The organism is Rhodanobacter sp. GW835-FHT13D09, assembly GCF_058793995.1.
This window is the reverse complement of record NZ_JBXAGL010000006.1, coordinates 96,498-110,900: the sequence shown is the minus strand read 5'-3', so window position 1 is coordinate 110,900 and position 14,403 is coordinate 96,498. Positions and strand designations below refer to the sequence as shown.

The window sequence follows — 14,403 nt, the reverse complement described above, 5'->3', positions numbered from 1 at the left end:
AAACCACGCCGCGCCAGCGGCTGTCAAGCAAACCGCGCCACGCGGCTCAGCCACCCGGCAATCGCTGGTAGCGGTTGCCGGGCAGGCATTCGACCCGCGCCTCCAGCTCCAGCATCAGCAGCATCGAGGAAAGCGCGGCCGTCGATTGCCCGGTACGCTGCACAAGTTCATCCAACGTCGCCGGCGCATGACCAAGTTCAGTCAAAAGCCGTCGATATTCCGGGTCGTCGCCCCGTCCGTCCAGCCCGGACGGGGCGACGACCATGCCACCGGAGCGGATCGCCCCATCGCCGACCTCGCGCAGCCGCGCGGCCAGTTCGCTTCCCAGCATGCGCGCAGCCGGCGTCAATGTTTCGACAATTTCCGCAGCGTCCTCGATCAGTCGGGCGCCGTCGCGGATCAGCCGATGGCAGCCGCGGGCCAGCGGATTATGGATGGAACCGGGCAGGGCGAATACCTCGCGCCCCTGTTCGGCGGCCAGCCGCGCGGTGATCAGCGAGCCGGAGCGCAGGCCCGCCTCGATCACCAGCGTGCCCAGCGCCATGCCCGCGATGATCCGGTTGCGGCGCGGGAAATGATCGGCCCGCGCGGGCGTGCCGGGCGGAAATTCGCTGACCAGCGTGCCGCGCGCGGTGATCCGCCGGGCCAGTGCCTGGTGCTTGCGCGGATACACCCGGTCCGGACCGGTGCCGACCACGGCCACGGTCGGCGCCTCGATATCCAGCGCCGCCACGTGGGCGGCACCGTCGATGCCGTCGGCCATGCCGCTGGTGATCGCGAAGCCGGCCGCGGCGAGCGCGCGGGCGAACGTCCGTGCATGCGCCAGCCCCGCCGCGCTGGCGCTGCGCGCGCCCACGATCGCCACCTGCGGATGCAGCAGCAGGCCGGCGTCGCCGGCCACGAACAGCACGGCCGGCGGCTGCGGGATGTGTTCCAGCTGCGGCGGGAAATCCGCCTCCGTGCAGCACAGCAGCCGATGCCCCGGCTCGGCCAGCCAGGCCTGGTCGGCGGCCAGGCGCGCCTCGTCCGGCTGCGCCAGCCAGGCCTGCGCTGGCTCGCCCAGCGACGCGGCACGACGGCGCAGCTGCGTCAGTGCCGCACGGATGTCGCCGCCGGCGTCATCCAGCCGCTCGCGCAGGCCGCCCGGGCCGAGGCCCGGCGTGCGCAAGGCGATCAGCCAGGCGCGCAGTTCATCAGGATCGTCCATGGTCATGGCGGCAGTTTACGGAGCGGGCCGCAAAGGAAACGGCGCGGTGAAAGCCGCGCCGTCCTGTAGGCAGATGCCGCAACGTTGCTCGCGGGCGCTTATTCGGGCATGACCAGACGGGAACCGACGTGCACCGGCCGCAGGCCGTCCATCACCAGGCCGTAGCTGACCCGGTCGAAGGTGCGGAACACCATCACGTGGCCGATGTACTCGTCGGGCAGTTTGACGGTCTCGCCCACGCCGCGCCGCCAGCTGTTGCTGGCCACATCGTCGTGGACCGTCTCGCCGGGCTGGAGCATGGTGAAGGTCTGGCCGTTGTCGACGCCGTCCTTCGCGCCGATCGACAGCATGACCACCTGGCGCGGCCCGGCCGCGTCCATCGCGTCGGCGAAGCCGATCACCTTGACGTTGGCCGGCACCGACTTCGGCGGATGCGGGTAGTAGTAGGCGTCGTACGGCGCATCATCGACCGGCATGATGCGGTCGCCACTGCGGATTTCCTGGGTGGCGCCGAGCAGCAGCAGGGTGGCCGGGTCGCCCGTGCGCAGCGTCTCCGCGGTGCCGATCACGCTGACCTCGACGCCGAGGTCGTCGCCCTTGCCGTAGTGGCCGTCGTTGCGCGAATCCTCGCGCCACGGCGCATTGACCATCGCCGCGTTGCTGTCCAGATCATGGGCGACCAGGTCGGCGCTGGCCGCGTCGCCCTGATTGAAGCCGCGGAACACGTGGCTCGGCCGCACGATCGCCCAGCGCTGGCCCGGCTCGCCCTGCAGGCCGCGCACGTAGATGTTCTGGCCGACGGCGCCGCGCAGGCGGGCCTCCTCGAGGCCGACCACGTACGGCGCGGAGCTGACTGCCTTCGAGTCCATCACCCGCATGTCCTTGAGGAACATCCGCAGCTCGGACAGCGGGATCGCCGGCACCGCCTCGCCTTCGCGATGCACGCTCGGCTGCAGGCCAAGGCGTGGACCGTTGATGAAGGACAGGTTGAGCACGTCGCCGGGGTAGATCAGATGCGGATTGCGCACCTGCGGGTTGGCCTGCCAGATTTCCGGCCACAGCCACGGCTTGGACAGGAACTTGGCGGAGATGTCCCAGAGGGTGTCGCCCCGGCGCACGGTGTAGCTGTCCGGATGATCGGCCCGCAGTTGCGCACCGGCCGCATACACGGCCACGGTGACCAGCATGCCGGCGAGCAACACGATAGTTTTTCTGATCATTGGCGGGAATCCCCCTTTCCCAAAGCTCGGCCGAGTGTAGCCGAATGGTTAACGTGCGCAACCAGCGCTGGTTGGCAAAAATCGTCTGCAGTCGGACGCTTGCCGACGTACAATGAGACATATTCTAGATGGCTCCGAGGGTGGCTTTTTACCAAATCGCCCGCATTTTCGGCGCCGAGGTGATGCCATGTCCGTACTGTCCATCCTTGAATTCCCCGACCCCCGGCTGCGCACCCGCGCCGCGCCGGTGACCGTGTTCGACGCGCAGCTGAAGCAGTTCGTCGCCGACATGTTCGAGACCATGTACGCCGCCAACGGCGTCGGCCTCGCCGCCACCCAGGTCAACGTGCACCAGCGCGTACTGGTCGCCGACATGAGCGACGAGCGCAACCGGCCGCTGGCGCTGGTCAACGCGCAGATCCTCGAGAAGGACGGCTCGCAGGTCTACCAGGAAGGCTGTCTGTCTTTCCCCGGCCTGTACGCCGACGTCACCCGTGCGCTGAGGGTGAAGGTGAAGGCGCAGGACGTGGACGGCAAGGAGATCATCATCGAGGCCGAAGGCCCGCTGGCGGTGTGCATCCAGCATGAGATGGATCACCTGGAAGGCAAGGTATTCGTCGACTACCTGTCGCCGCTGAAACGCAGCCTGCTGCTGAAGCGGCTGGAAAAGCACCGCAAGCAGGCAGCCGGTGCTTGAGCAAGACCGGCTTGAGTAACCCGGGCTTGCGGCTGGTCTTTGCCGGCACCCCTGAATTCTCGGTGCCCTGTCTCGAGGCCTGCCGCGCCAGCGGCGCCGAGGTGGTGGGCGTCTATACCCAGCCCGACCGCCCCGCCGGGCGCGGCCGCAAGCTCGCGCCCAGCCCGGTGAAACAGGCCGCGCTGGCCGCCGGCCTCCCGGTGGAACAGCCCGAATCGCTGAAACCCGCCGAGGTGCAGCAGCAGCTTGCCGATTACCGCCCCGACCTGCTGGTGGTAGTGGCCTACGGCCTGATCCTGCCGCGCAAGGTGCTGGCGATCCCGCGGCTGGGCTGCTGGAACGTGCATGCCAGCGTGCTGCCGCGCTGGCGCGGCGCCGCACCGATCCAGCGCGCGATCCTGGCCGGCGACCTCGAGAGCGGGGTCGACCTGATGCGGATGGAAGCGGGCCTGGATACCGGCCCGGTGCTGCTTGAACGGCGCACCCCGATCGGCCGCGACGATACTGGCGGCTCGCTGCACGACCGTCTCGCCATGCTGGGCGCGGAGGTGCTGGCCGAAGGCCTGCACCGCACGCTGGCCGGCGAGGTACTGGCCGCCACGCCGCAGCCGGAGCACGGCGTGACCTACGCGCACAAGCTGGACAAGGCCGAGGCGAAGCTCGATTTCAGCCGCCCCGCGATCGAACTGGAACGCCAGGTGCGCGCGTTCGACCCGTGGCCGGTGGCCGAAGGCGAGATCGCCGGCGAGCCGCTGCGGATCTGGACCGCCCACGCGATCGAACTCGATCACCATGCCGCGCCCGGCAGCGTGCTGGCCGCCGGCCGCGACGGCATCGACCTCGCCTGCGGCCACGGCGCGCTGCGCGTCACCGCCGTGCAGCGCGCCGGCGGCAAGCGCATCGGTGCGGCCGACTACCTCAACGCCCGCCCCGAACTGCGTCAGGCCCGATGAAAACCGACACCCGCGCCCTGGCCGCCAAGGGGCTCGCCGAGGTCGCCCTGCGCGGCGCCTCGCTGCGCGACGCGATGGAGCGTTCCGCGCCGCGGCTGGCCGACCCGCGCGACCGCGCCCTGCTGATGGCCCTGCTCAGCGAAGGCGCGCGCTGGTGGCTGCGCTTCGATCCCGCGGTCGACGGCCTGCTGGAAAAATCGCTGCGGCACAAGGACCCGGCCGTGCACGCGCTGCTGGTGCTGGGCCTGGTCCAGCTGGAGATCCTCGAACTGCAGGACTACGCCGCGGTGGCCGCCACGGTCGAGGCGGTGCGCGCGCTCAAGCGGCCGCAACTGGCCGGCCTGGTCAACGCCGTGTTGCGGCGCTGGCAGCGCGAGCGCGCAAGTCTGCTGGCGAAACTCGACGCCAGGCCGCAGACCCGCCACGCCCATCCGGCATGGCTGGCCGCCGCGCTGCGGCACGACTGGCCGCAGCAGGCCGAGGCGGTGATGGCCGCCGACAACGGCGAGCCGCCGCTGATGTTGCGGGTCAACCGCAGGCGCGGCGAGCGCGAGGCGCTGATCGCCCGATTGCAGGCCGCCGGCTACGCTGCCAGCGCGCATCCCTGGCTGGCCGACGCGCTGGTGCTGCCGCACAGCAGCGACGTCGCCCGCATGCCCGGTTTCGACGATGGCCTGTTCGCGGTGCAGGACGGCGCGGCGCAGGTGGCCGCCGACCTCGCCGACCTGCACGACGGCCTGCGCGTGCTGGATGCCTGCGCCGCGCCCGGCGGCAAGGCCTGCCACCTGCTCGAACGCGCCGACATCGACCTCACCGCGCTGGAGTTCGACGCGCCGCGCGCCGAACGCATCCGCCAGAACCTGATGCGGCTGCGCCTGGACGCGAAAATCGTGGTCGGCGACGCCGGCGCGCCGAAGGGCTGGTGGAACGGCCAGCCGTTCGACCGGATCCTGCTCGACGCGCCGTGCTCGGCCAGCGGTGTACTGCGCCGCCGGCCTGACGTGCGGCTGCACCGGCGCGAGAGCGACATCGCCGCGATGCACGCGCAGCAGCGCCGCATCCTGGCCGCGTTGTGGCCGTTGCTGGCGCCGGGCGGGCGGCTGGTCTACATCACCTGTTCGGTGCTGCGCGCGGAAAACGAGGCGATCGTCGGCGAGCTGCTGGCCACGCAAGCCAATGCGCAGGCCATCGCATTCACCCTGCCGGTCGGGCAGGCCGCGGCCGTGGGCTGGCAACTCCTGCCCGGCGACGGCGACCTCGACGGCATGTACTACGCGGTGCTGCAGAAGCGCGCCTGAATCGCCGCCGCGGCAAGCATGACGCCTTGCCGGGCTATGCTTGGCAACCTGCCGACCACCGCCGACGGAACGCCTCACCCGTGAAGCCCCGCACCCATCTCTCCCATGCGCGCCCGCTGTGGCTGCGCAGCGCCCGCCGGGAGCTGCTGCTGTTCGGCGTGTTCGCCTTGCTGTTGCTCGGCCTGGGGCTGGGACTGCGCGACCCGTGGCCGTCCGACGAGCCGCGCTTCGCGCTGGTCGCGCAATGGATGGTCGAGCACGGCCAGTGGCTGTTCCCGCACCGCGGCCACGAGCTGTACCCGGACAAGCCGCCGGTGTTCATGTGGCTGCAGGCACTCGGCTACTTCCTCAGCGGCAACTGGCGCATCGCCTTCCTGCTGCCCTCGCTGGCCGCGGCGCTGACGGCGCTGGCGCTGGTCTACGACCTGGCGCGGCGGCTGTGGAACCATCGCAGCGCGCTGCTGGCAACCGCCACGCTGCTGGTCACCATCCACTTCACCTACCAGATGCGCAACGCGCAGATCGACCCGCTGCTGCTGGGCTGGATCACCCTGGCCAACTACGGCCTGCTGCGCCACCTGCTGCTGGGGCCGTCGTGGCGCTGGTTCGCCGCGGGCTGCTTCTTCGCCGGCGTGGGCGTGGCGACCAAGGGCGTCGGCGTGCTGGCGCTGCTGATGCTGGTGCCTTATCTCATGGCGCGGCGCGGCCACTGGCGCCGGCTGGCGCTGCCCACCGGCGGCTGGCGCTGGGCCGGCGGCCTGGCGCTGTTCCTGGTGCCGATCCTCGGCTGGCTGCTGCCGATGTTGCTGGTGGCGCACGCCGACGGCGATCCGCAGCACACCGAGTACGTGCAGAACATCCTGTTCGGGCAGACCGTGCACCGCTACGCCACGCCGGCCGGGCACCTCCACTCGCCGTTCTATTTCCTCGGCATCATCGTGGTCGACTGGCTGCCGCTGTCGCTGCTGCTGCCGTGGGCGCTGCCGGCATGGTGGCGACGGTTGCAGCGGCGTGACGCGCGCTTCCTGCTGCCGCTGGGCTGGATCGTGCTGGTGCTGCTGTTCTTCTCGTTCAGCCCCGGCAAGCGCGACGTCTACATCCTGCCCGCGCTGCCGATGACCGCGCTGGCGCTGGCGCCGCTGTTGCCCGGCCTGCTGCGCCGGCGTGGCGTGCGCCTCGCGGTGTTCGCGCTGACCACGCTGCTGGCCGGTGCCCTGACCGTGGCGGCGGCACTGGCACTGCATCGCCATCCGGCCTGGGCGGTGAAGATCGAGCAGAGCCTCGACCCGCGGATCTGGTGGATGCTGTTGGCCATCGGCGCGGCCGGCCTCGTCGTCGTCGCGCTCACCCGGATACGCCGTGCGCCGCTGGGCTGGCTGCTGTTCGCCGGCGTGCTGTGGAGCGTGTACGGCCTGTGGGGCTACCCGATGCTCAACGGCGACCGTTCGGCGCGCGACGTGATGGTGCGGGCACGCGCCATTGCCGGCCCGGACGCCAGCATCGGCCTGCTCGCCTGGAAGGAACAGAACCTGCTGATGGTGCAGGGCCCGGTCGCCGAGTTCGGCTTCCTGAAACCCTGGCCGCAGCAGTACGCCGACGCCGTCGCCTGGCTGCAGGCCGATCCGGCGCGGCGCTGGATCTTCAGCCTGGACGAGGCGATGGGCACGTGCGTGGACCGCCACCGCGCCATTTACGTCGGCCATGCCAACCGCCGCGAGTGGTGGATGTTCCAGGCCGCCGCGGTGGCGCCCGGCTGCGTACCGGGTGCAAGCGCGGAGCAGGATGCCGATGAGCAGCCCTGAGGCCGTGATCCGGCGGGACTGATGTATCGTTCACAACGGCCATACACAACCCGGATGAACCTCCGCGGTACAGGGATGTGCCATGCAGGCCGCGGCACCGCCGCCGTGCCGTTAGCATGAGGGGACAGGGAGTAGATGTTGGTTCGACAGGTTCATCACGTGCGCGCACACCCGGTTTCATGGCAAGTCTGGACGGCATCGTCGCTGTTGGCGGCGATGCCGCTTTGTTTCGCCGTATCGAACCGCCTCAAGGCGGTGCCGATGGCGCTGCTGTTCGTGGCCGGTATCGTGCTGCTGGTGACGCGCCCGGAAACCCGTCGCGCCTATCGCCTGGCCTGGCCGGTGGCCGCCGTCTGCGCCTTGCGCCTGGCCTATGACCTCGGCAACTTCCTCGGGCATCGGCTCGACTGGCCCGCGATCGACCTGCCGGCGCAGACCCTGCTGTTCCTGGCGATCGCCGCCGTGTTCAGCCTGCCGCTCAAGCGGAACGTGATCGATGCCGGGATCAGCCTGACCGGCCTGCTGCTCGGCGCGGCCGCTATCCAGCAGCGTTACGGGCAGGGCGTCGACCGGCCCTTCGGACTGAATGGCGGCGACTGGGCCGCGGTCGAGTTCGCCATGTTCCTGCTGATCATGGTGCTGCTTTCGACGCTGCAGGCGCTGCGCCCGGCCACCCCGCGCCGGCTCCGCTGGCTGCACATCGCCGCGGTGGTGGTAGGCCTGTACGGCGCGGTGCTGACCCAGAGCCGCGGGCCGTTGCTGGCCTTCGCCCCGGTCTACCTCGGCCTGGTGGCGTGGTACTGCGCGCATTCGCGCCACTGGCGCCGTGCGCTCGTGCTGTTCGCGGTGACCGTGGCCGGCATGCTCGCGGTCACCGCCACGCTGCACCGGGAGATGGTGGACCGGCTGGCCAAGGTTCCCGCCGAGGTCGCCAGCTACGGCGATGGCGCCGCCAACGCCGCCAGCGGCGCGATCGGCGAGCGGCTGGAGATGTGGCGCGTCGCCTGGCAAGCCTTCCGCGAGCATCCGCTGGCCGGCATCGGCCTGGACCAGTTCGGCGTGTACGCGCGCGAACAGGTCCAGGCCGGCAAGGCCAGCGCGTCGATCGCCGGCTACGTGCACCCGCACAGCGAATACCTGGAGTCGATGGTGGCCGGCGGCGTGCCCGCCCTGCTCGTGCTGTTGCTGCTGTTCGCCGTGCCGCTGGTCTTCTTCGGCCGCCGGCTCGGCCATCCGCAGGAGCCGGTCGCCGCCGATGCAGCGGCGGGGCTGCTCGTGGTCAGCATGTATGCGCTGTGCGCGTTCAGCGACAACGTGCTGTACCGGGCCATGCCACAGTCGCTTTACCTGTTCCTCGTGCTGGGCCTGGCCGTCAGCATCGGCCGTGAGCTGCGCCACGCCCCACCCCGCTGACCCCGACCCGCCATGGCCCGTATCAATCTGCTTGCGTGGGACAACCAGCGCGGTCTCAGCCACGACCTCCGGCTGCTGTCCGAGGCGTTGCGCACGCTCGGCCACCAGGTCGAGGTGACCCGGCTGGGTCCGCGCCGGCACGACGGCCGCTGGCAGGCGTGGCGGATGCGCCTGCGCCTGTGGTGGCACCGGCTGCGCCACGCCGACCGCCGGCTCGCGCTGTACGACGCGAACATCGCGCTGGAACACGTGCGCCCGGACTGGTTCGGGATGGCCCGGCTGAACCTGCTGGTGCCGAACCCGGAATGGCTGTCACCACGCAGCCAGCGCCATCTGGCCGGCTACGACGCGATCCTGTGCAAGACCCGTTACGCCGTCGAACTGTTCGCCGCGCGCGGCTGCCGCGCCCTGCACATCGGCTTCCGCAGCACCGACTGCCTGCAGCCGGAAGTCCAGCGGCAGCCGACCTTCCTGCACCTGGCCGGCGCCAGCCGGATGAAGGGCACGCAGCGACTGCTGGCGCTGTGGCAGCGCCATCCGGAATGGCCGAAGCTGCTGGTGCTGCAGTCGCCGCATACCGCCATTCGCCTGACCGGACCCGTCGCCGCCAACCTCGAACACCGGATCGGCTACCTCGACAGCGTGGACGAGATCCGCCGACTGCAGAACGCGCACCTGTTCCACCTGTGTCTATCGGAAACCGAAGGCTGGGGCCATTACATCGCCGAGGCGATGAGCTGCAAGGCGGTGGTGGTCACCTGCGACGCGGCGCCGATGAACGAACTGGTCACCGCCGCGCGCGGCGCCGTGGTGAAGACCCACGCCACCGGCACATTCAACCTGGCGGTCCGGCACCAGTTCGACGACGCGGCGCTGGAGGCCGAGGTCGAGCGCCTGCTGGCGATGCCCGCGCCGGAGCGTCTGGCGCTGGGCGAGCAGGCGCGGACGTGGTTCACCGCGAACGAGGCGGCCTTCGCCGCACGGCTGGACGCGGCCCTGCGTCAGCTGCTCTGACCGGCGTCGGGCCTGCGCACGAGCTCGCGCAGGTCGGGCGGCGGCGCGGCGAACTCGGCCAGGTGCCGGTCGATGCCGAGTTCGCAATGCACCAGGCCGCGTGCGCGGGTGTCGTCCACGATGCGGTCGTTCGGGTTGCCGACCACGTGCTTGCGGGTGCGATGGTAGAGGTGGGTGGCCAACCCGCTGAAGCGCAGCTCGCGTCGCAGCAGGCCGGCATGGAACGCGCGCAGCGCCAGCTCGGTGTCCTCGCGGCCCCAGCCGGTCATTGCCTCATTGAAGCCGTTCACGCGCAGCAGGTCGTCGCGCCAGAAGCCCATGTTGCAGCTCTTGATGCCGCGCCGCTTGGTGCCGGGCCGGGCATACCAGCGCGCCAGCAGCGGCAGGCGCAGGGTGTGCCGGCGCCGCTCGATGCCGCGACTGAAGAAGCCCGGCATCGTCACCTCCTGTTCCAGCAGGCGTCGGGTCAGCGCGGCATCGGTGAGCACGCGCGAGCCCTGCACGAAACAGCCGCCGCGCGCGAATGCGCGATGGTCGGCGACGAAGTGCGGCTCGGCCACCATGTCGCCGTCGAGCAGGATCACGTAGTCGCCCTGCGCGGCGGCGATCGCGCGGTTGCGCGCGCGGCTCATGCGGGCGCCGTCGTCCGGCTGCCACAGGTGCACCAGGCGCACCGGATAGTCCGTGGCGATGCACTCCAGCAGCTTGCGCGTGGCCGGCTGCGAGCCGTCGTCGGTAACGATCACCTCGTACGGCAGCTCGCTCTGGGCAGCCAGCGCGCGCAGCACCAGCGCCAGCGCTTCGGGCCAGTTGTAGGTGATGACGGCAACGCTGATGCGCATCGCGGCGATCTCGTCCGGTCTCATGACCCGCCGGGCACGCGGCGGCGACGCCACAGCGCCTGCCACAGGATCCCCAGCGCGCGTTCCTGGTTGGCCAGCCACGAGCCACGGCGCAACCGCGCCAGCTTCGCGTAACGCTTCGCTTCCTTCCAGGTCGGGTCCGGCTTGGTGCGGAACTCGAACTTGGCGCTTTCCACGCAGCGCTCGTCCAGGCCGATGCTTCTGGCGTAGATCTCGATCAGGCAACGCGAATGGAACCGGTTGAGGTAGCGGCTGGCCGGCGTCTGCCGGCCCCACCAGCCGTTGTTGCCGTGGATGCGGTAACGCACGGAGCCGGTGCGCAGGTAGTACTTGTGCGCGCCCAGTACGCTGGCGCCGAACACCAGGCAGTTGTCGGCGGACAGCCGCCAGGTGCCGATGAGATGCGCAGGCAGTCCCAGCGCGCGGCGCGCCCACGAGGCACGCATCGACAGCGCCGACGTCGGCGCGCCGTACCAGTGCATCAGCATGTAGGTGCTGATCACGGTGAAACCGAGGTCCTGCGAGCGTTCGCCCCAGCCCATCCAGCGCTGCTCGTCGCCGAACAGCTGCATGTCGGAGAACACGAAGTCGATGTCGCGCCGCGCGTCGTAGAGTTCGCCGAGCTGCGCGAGATAGTCCGGCTCCCAGCGGTCATCGGCGTCGAGGAAGCAGACCACGTCGGCCCGTACCTGGGCCATGCCACGCTGGAACGCGCTCAGCTGGCCGCCATTCTCGCCGCACAGCAGGGTCACTCGCGGGTCGGCGCCGTAGCGCTCGCGCAGGTGGGCCGGGGTGCCGTCGGTGGAGCCGTCGTCAACCACGATGATCTGCATCGGCGCGCGTGTCTGCGCCAGCGCGCCGTCGATCGCCAGGCCGACGAACTCGCGGTAGTTGTAGCTGGTGATGACGACCGCGAAGCTGGTCATGCCGCCGCACCGTCCTGCAGCAGCCGGCGGAAGTAGCCGATGGTTTCCTTCAGGCCGTCCTCGAGCGCCACCGTCGGCTGCCAGTCGAGCCGGTCGCGGGCCACGCTGATGTCCGGCTGGCGCTGGCGCGGGTCGTCCGACGGCAGCGGCTTGTGCACCAGCTTCGAGCGGCCGCCGACCAGGACGATCACCTTCTCGGCCAGCTCCAGCATGGTGTACTCGACCGGGTTGCCGATGTTCACCGGGCCGGTGAAGCCGCGTTCGGATTCCATCATGCGCACGATCACCTCGATCAGGTCGTCGACGTAGCAGAAGCTGCGGGTCTGGCTGCCGTCGCCGTAGATGGTGATGTCCTCGCCGCGCAACGCCTGCATGATGAAGTTGCTCACCACCCGGCCGTCGTTCGGATGCATGCGCGGGCCGTAGGTATTGAAGATGCGCACCACCTTGATGTCCAGCGCGTGCTGGCGCCAGTAGTCGAAGAACAGCGTCTCGGCGCAGCGCTTGCCCTCGTCGTAGCAGCTGCGGATGCCGATCGGATTCACCCTGCCCCAGTAGCCCTCGACCTGCGGGTGCACCTCCGGGTCGCCGTATACCTCGCTGGTGGAGGCCTGCAGGATGCGCGCCTTCACCCGCTTGGCCAGGCCCAGCATGTTGATCGCGCCGTGCACGCTGGTCTTGGTGGTCTGCACCGGGTCGTGCTGGTAGTGCACCGGCGAGGCCGGGCAGGCCAGGTTGAAGATCCGCTCCACCTCCACGTACAGCGGGAAGGTCACGTCGTGCCGCATCAGCTCGAAGTACGGGTGGTTGAGCAGGTGCGCGACGTTGCGCTTGCTGCCGGTGAAGAAGTTGTCCACGCACAGCACGTCGTGACCGTCGCGAAGCAGGCGATCGCACAGGTGCGATCCGAGGAATCCGGCACCACCGGTGACGAGGGTTCGTTTCATGACATGCCGATGGTGGGTTGGAGAAGGGCGGCGACGCCCGGTCGGTCGAGAGTTGACAAATATTGTCATGGATTTCCCCGCGAGGTGGCGACCCGCCCGGCTGAACGGAAAATCCGCCCTGTCCGGGCCAGCGGGAGCCGGTACGGCTTCGGCTAGAATCCGTGCATGCCCACCCTGCCGCTGACCCTTGCCGTGATCACCCGCAACGAGGCCGGGAGTATCGCGCGCTGCCTGGACAGCGTGCCGTTCGCGGCCGAGAAGCTGGTGGTCGACTCCGGCAGCGACGACGACACCGTGGCGATCGCCCAGGCGCACGGCGCGCGCGTGGTGCACCAGGACTGGCTCGGCTTCGGTGCGCAGCGCAACTTCGCCACCACACAGTGCGCGCACGACTGGATCCTGGTGCTGGACGCCGACGAATACCTCAGCCCGGAACTCGCCGTGGAGCTGCAGCGGCGCCTGCCGCAACTGATCGCCGGCGATGCGCCGGCGGCGTACCTGCGCCGCCGCACGATCTACATGGGGCGACCGATGCGCTGGTACCGGCCGTCGGTGGGCGAGAAGCTGGCGCGGCTGTACCACCGCGGCCGCGCGCGTTGGAGCGATGCGCGGGTGCACGAGTCGCTGCGTTTCGAAGGCGCCGCGCCGACCCTGCGCGCGCCGTTCGACCACGCCAACAACCCCACCCTGCCGCACAAGCAGCTGAAGGTGCTGCGCTACGCCGAGCTGAAATGCCGCGACTGGCTGGACAAGCGCAAGCCGGTGCGGATGTGGCAGGCGCCGTTCGTGTTCGTGCTGGCCTTCGTCAAGGACTACCTGTTCCGACTGGCCTTCCTCGACGGCTGGCGCGGCTTCCTGATCGCGCAGACCGCCGCCAGCTACGCGCTGTACAAGCGCATGCGCTACTACGAGATGGTCAACAACCCGGAGTCGGTGGCGAGTGCCGCGGCCCTGCTCCACAAACACGACATCGATCGCTGATGACCAGCCAGAAACACTATCTTCTGTACGGCTCCGAGCGCTACGCGCTGGCGATCCTGCGCCCGCTGCAGGCGGCGATCCGCGCCCGCGGCGACGAAGCGGCGTGGTTCTTCGACGGCCCCGGCGCGGAGGACCTGGTCGCCGGCGAGCGCCTGCTGACGGTGGCCGAGGTGCGCGCCTGGCAACCGCTCGCGGTGATCACCTCGTCCAACGCGGTGCCGCACTTCTTTCCCGGCGTGAAGGTGGAGACCTTCCACGGCTTCGATGCCGGCAAACCCCGGCACATCTACGTGCGCGGCTTCTTCGACCTGTATTGCACCACCGGCCCGCGCGACACCGCGCAGTTCCAGGCGATCGCCGACAAGGTCGGCCACTTCAGCGTCATCGAGACCGGCTTCCCCAAACTCGACCCCTTCATGCAGGAGATCAGCGGCCCGCTGCCGCCGGTGCGACGGCCACCGGTGATCCTGTACCACTCCACCTTCTCGCCCTCGTGGAGCGCGGCGGAAACCCTCTACGAGGAGGTGAAGCGGCTGTCGCGCGACGGCCGCTGGCGCTGGATCGTCACCTTCCACCCGAAGATGAACCCCGATACCACGGCGAAGTTCAAGGCACTGCAGAACGAGAACCTCCGCTTCGCCGAGAACGACAACATCCTGGAGCTGTTCCCGCAGGTCGACCTGATGTGCTCGGATACCTCCTCGGCGCTCAACGAGTTCCTGCTCACCGGCAAGCCGGTGGTCACTTTCAGGAATCGGCGTCCCGGCCCGCAGCTGATCGACATCGACGACCCGGCGCAGTTCGAGCCGGCGATCGAGCGCGCGCTGGCGCGGCCGCCGGAACTGCTGCAGGCGATCCGCGGGTACGCCGACGCGATCCACCCCTACCGCGACGGCCGCTCCAGCGAACGCGTGCTCGATGCGATCGACAGCTTCGTCGCCGCCGGCGCCCGCAACCGCCGGCGCAAGCCGCTGAACCTGTGGCGCAAGCTGAAGATCCGCCGGCGCATCGGCTACTGGGGCCCGGCGTGAGCCAGGCACCCGAGCCTGGCCGCCGCCTCGCGCAGTCTAGAATCCGTCTCC

At 69.9% G+C, this 14,403-nt stretch carries 13 protein-coding genes; 8 read left to right on the top strand and 5 right to left on the bottom strand.

The features are described 5' to 3' along the window. Positions 1-46: 46 nt before the first annotated feature. Entirely contained in the window at positions 47-1,213 is a 1,167-nt protein-coding gene (gene dprA, locus AC1Q5A_RS10160; RefSeq protein WP_492700594.1) for a DNA-processing protein DprA, read from the bottom strand. Positions 1,214-1,305: 92 nt separating this feature from the next. Then, positions 1,306-2,427, bottom strand: a complete 1,122-nt coding sequence (locus AC1Q5A_RS10155; protein WP_492700593.1) for a LysM peptidoglycan-binding domain-containing protein — start codon at positions 2,425-2,427, stop codon at positions 1,306-1,308. A 187-nt stretch (positions 2,428-2,614) separates the two neighbouring features. Here AC1Q5A_RS10155 and def point away from each other — a divergent pair, with 187 nt between their 5' ends. From def to AC1Q5A_RS10125, 6 genes are all read left to right on the top strand, one after another. Continuing rightward, entirely contained in the window at positions 2,615-3,124 is a 510-nt protein-coding gene (gene def / locus AC1Q5A_RS10150) for a peptide deformylase (protein ID WP_492700592.1), read from the top strand. A 26-nt stretch (positions 3,125-3,150) separates the two neighbouring features. Beyond that, positions 3,151-4,077 (top strand): methionyl-tRNA formyltransferase, encoded by a 927-nt coding sequence (gene fmt / locus AC1Q5A_RS10145; RefSeq protein ID WP_492700665.1) that lies wholly within the window; start codon positions 3,151-3,153, stop codon positions 4,075-4,077. Next, positions 4,074-5,375: a 16S rRNA (cytosine(967)-C(5))-methyltransferase RsmB gene (rsmB, locus tag AC1Q5A_RS10140; protein WP_492700591.1), complete on the top strand. Its 1,302-nt coding sequence runs from the start codon at positions 4,074-4,076 to the stop codon at positions 5,373-5,375. The genes fmt and rsmB overlap by 4 nt, the downstream gene beginning before the upstream one ends. Before the next feature lie 80 nt (positions 5,376-5,455). Continuing rightward, the gene (locus AC1Q5A_RS10135; RefSeq protein ID WP_492700590.1) at positions 5,456-7,177 is read left to right on the top strand and encodes an ArnT family glycosyltransferase; all 1,722 of its coding nucleotides are present in this window, start codon (positions 5,456-5,458) and stop codon (positions 7,175-7,177) included. A gap of 159 nt (positions 7,178-7,336) precedes the next feature. After that, a complete protein-coding gene (locus AC1Q5A_RS10130; RefSeq protein ID WP_492700589.1) occupies positions 7,337-8,590 on the top strand; it encodes an O-antigen ligase family protein in 1,254 nt (417 codons plus the stop codon). A 12-nt stretch (positions 8,591-8,602) separates the two neighbouring features. After that, positions 8,603-9,604: a glycosyltransferase gene (locus AC1Q5A_RS10125; RefSeq protein ID WP_492700588.1), complete on the top strand. Its 1,002-nt coding sequence runs from the start codon at positions 8,603-8,605 to the stop codon at positions 9,602-9,604. Here AC1Q5A_RS10125 and AC1Q5A_RS10120 read toward each other — a convergent pair. From AC1Q5A_RS10120 to AC1Q5A_RS10110, 3 genes are read right to left on the bottom strand one after another with little or no spacing between them, the layout of a single operon-like run. Further along, positions 9,592-10,446, bottom strand: coding sequence for a glycosyltransferase (locus AC1Q5A_RS10120; protein ID WP_492700664.1), 855 nt, complete (start codon positions 10,444-10,446; stop codon positions 9,592-9,594). The two genes, AC1Q5A_RS10125 and AC1Q5A_RS10120, sit on opposite strands and share 13 nt — an antisense overlap. Positions 10,447-10,466: 20 nt before the next feature. Further along, on the bottom strand, positions 10,467-11,393 hold the full coding sequence (locus tag AC1Q5A_RS10115) for a glycosyltransferase family 2 protein (protein ID WP_492700587.1): 927 nt from the start codon (positions 11,391-11,393) through the stop codon (positions 10,467-10,469). Next, on the bottom strand, positions 11,390-12,340 hold the full coding sequence (locus AC1Q5A_RS10110) for a UDP-glucuronic acid decarboxylase family protein (protein ID WP_492700586.1): 951 nt from the start codon (positions 12,338-12,340) through the stop codon (positions 11,390-11,392). The genes AC1Q5A_RS10115 and AC1Q5A_RS10110 overlap by 4 nt, the downstream gene beginning before the upstream one ends. A 165-nt stretch (positions 12,341-12,505) precedes the next feature. Here AC1Q5A_RS10110 and AC1Q5A_RS10105 point away from each other — a divergent pair, with 165 nt between their 5' ends. Both AC1Q5A_RS10105 and AC1Q5A_RS10100 read left to right on the top strand, forming a co-directional pair. Then, complete coding sequence (locus AC1Q5A_RS10105; RefSeq protein WP_492700585.1) at positions 12,506-13,321, top strand: glycosyltransferase family 2 protein; 816 nt, start codon at positions 12,506-12,508, stop codon at positions 13,319-13,321. After that, positions 13,321-14,352, top strand: a complete 1,032-nt coding sequence (locus tag AC1Q5A_RS10100) for a CDP-glycerol glycerophosphotransferase family protein (RefSeq protein ID WP_492700584.1) — start codon at positions 13,321-13,323, stop codon at positions 14,350-14,352. The genes AC1Q5A_RS10105 and AC1Q5A_RS10100 overlap by 1 nt, the downstream gene beginning before the upstream one ends. Positions 14,353-14,403 lie beyond the last annotated feature (51 nt).

What these genes read in the sequence shown, in the direction of transcription:
- dprA (WP_492700594.1), bottom strand. Translation starts at nt 1,213, where the DNA reads ATGACCATGGACGATCCTGATGAACTGCGCGCCTGGCTGATCGCCTTG.
- AC1Q5A_RS10155 (WP_492700593.1), bottom strand. Translation starts at nt 2,427, where the DNA reads ATGATCAGAAAAACTATCGTGTTGCTCGCCGGCATGCTGGTCACCGTG.
- def (WP_492700592.1), top strand. Translation starts at nt 2,615, where the DNA reads ATGTCCGTACTGTCCATCCTTGAATTCCCCGACCCCCGGCTGCGCACC.
- rsmB (WP_492700591.1), top strand. Translation starts at nt 4,074, where the DNA reads ATGAAAACCGACACCCGCGCCCTGGCCGCCAAGGGGCTCGCCGAGGTC.
- AC1Q5A_RS10125 (WP_492700588.1), top strand. Translation starts at nt 8,603, where the DNA reads ATGGCCCGTATCAATCTGCTTGCGTGGGACAACCAGCGCGGTCTCAGC.
- AC1Q5A_RS10120 (WP_492700664.1), bottom strand. Translation starts at nt 10,446, where the DNA reads ATGCGCATCAGCGTTGCCGTCATCACCTACAACTGGCCCGAAGCGCTG.
- AC1Q5A_RS10115 (WP_492700587.1), bottom strand. Translation starts at nt 11,393, where the DNA reads ATGACCAGCTTCGCGGTCGTCATCACCAGCTACAACTACCGCGAGTTC.
- AC1Q5A_RS10110 (WP_492700586.1), bottom strand. Translation starts at nt 12,340, where the DNA reads ATGAAACGAACCCTCGTCACCGGTGGTGCCGGATTCCTCGGATCGCAC.
- AC1Q5A_RS10105 (WP_492700585.1), top strand. Translation starts at nt 12,506, where the DNA reads ATGCCCACCCTGCCGCTGACCCTTGCCGTGATCACCCGCAACGAGGCC.
- AC1Q5A_RS10100 (WP_492700584.1), top strand. Translation starts at nt 13,321, where the DNA reads ATGACCAGCCAGAAACACTATCTTCTGTACGGCTCCGAGCGCTACGCG.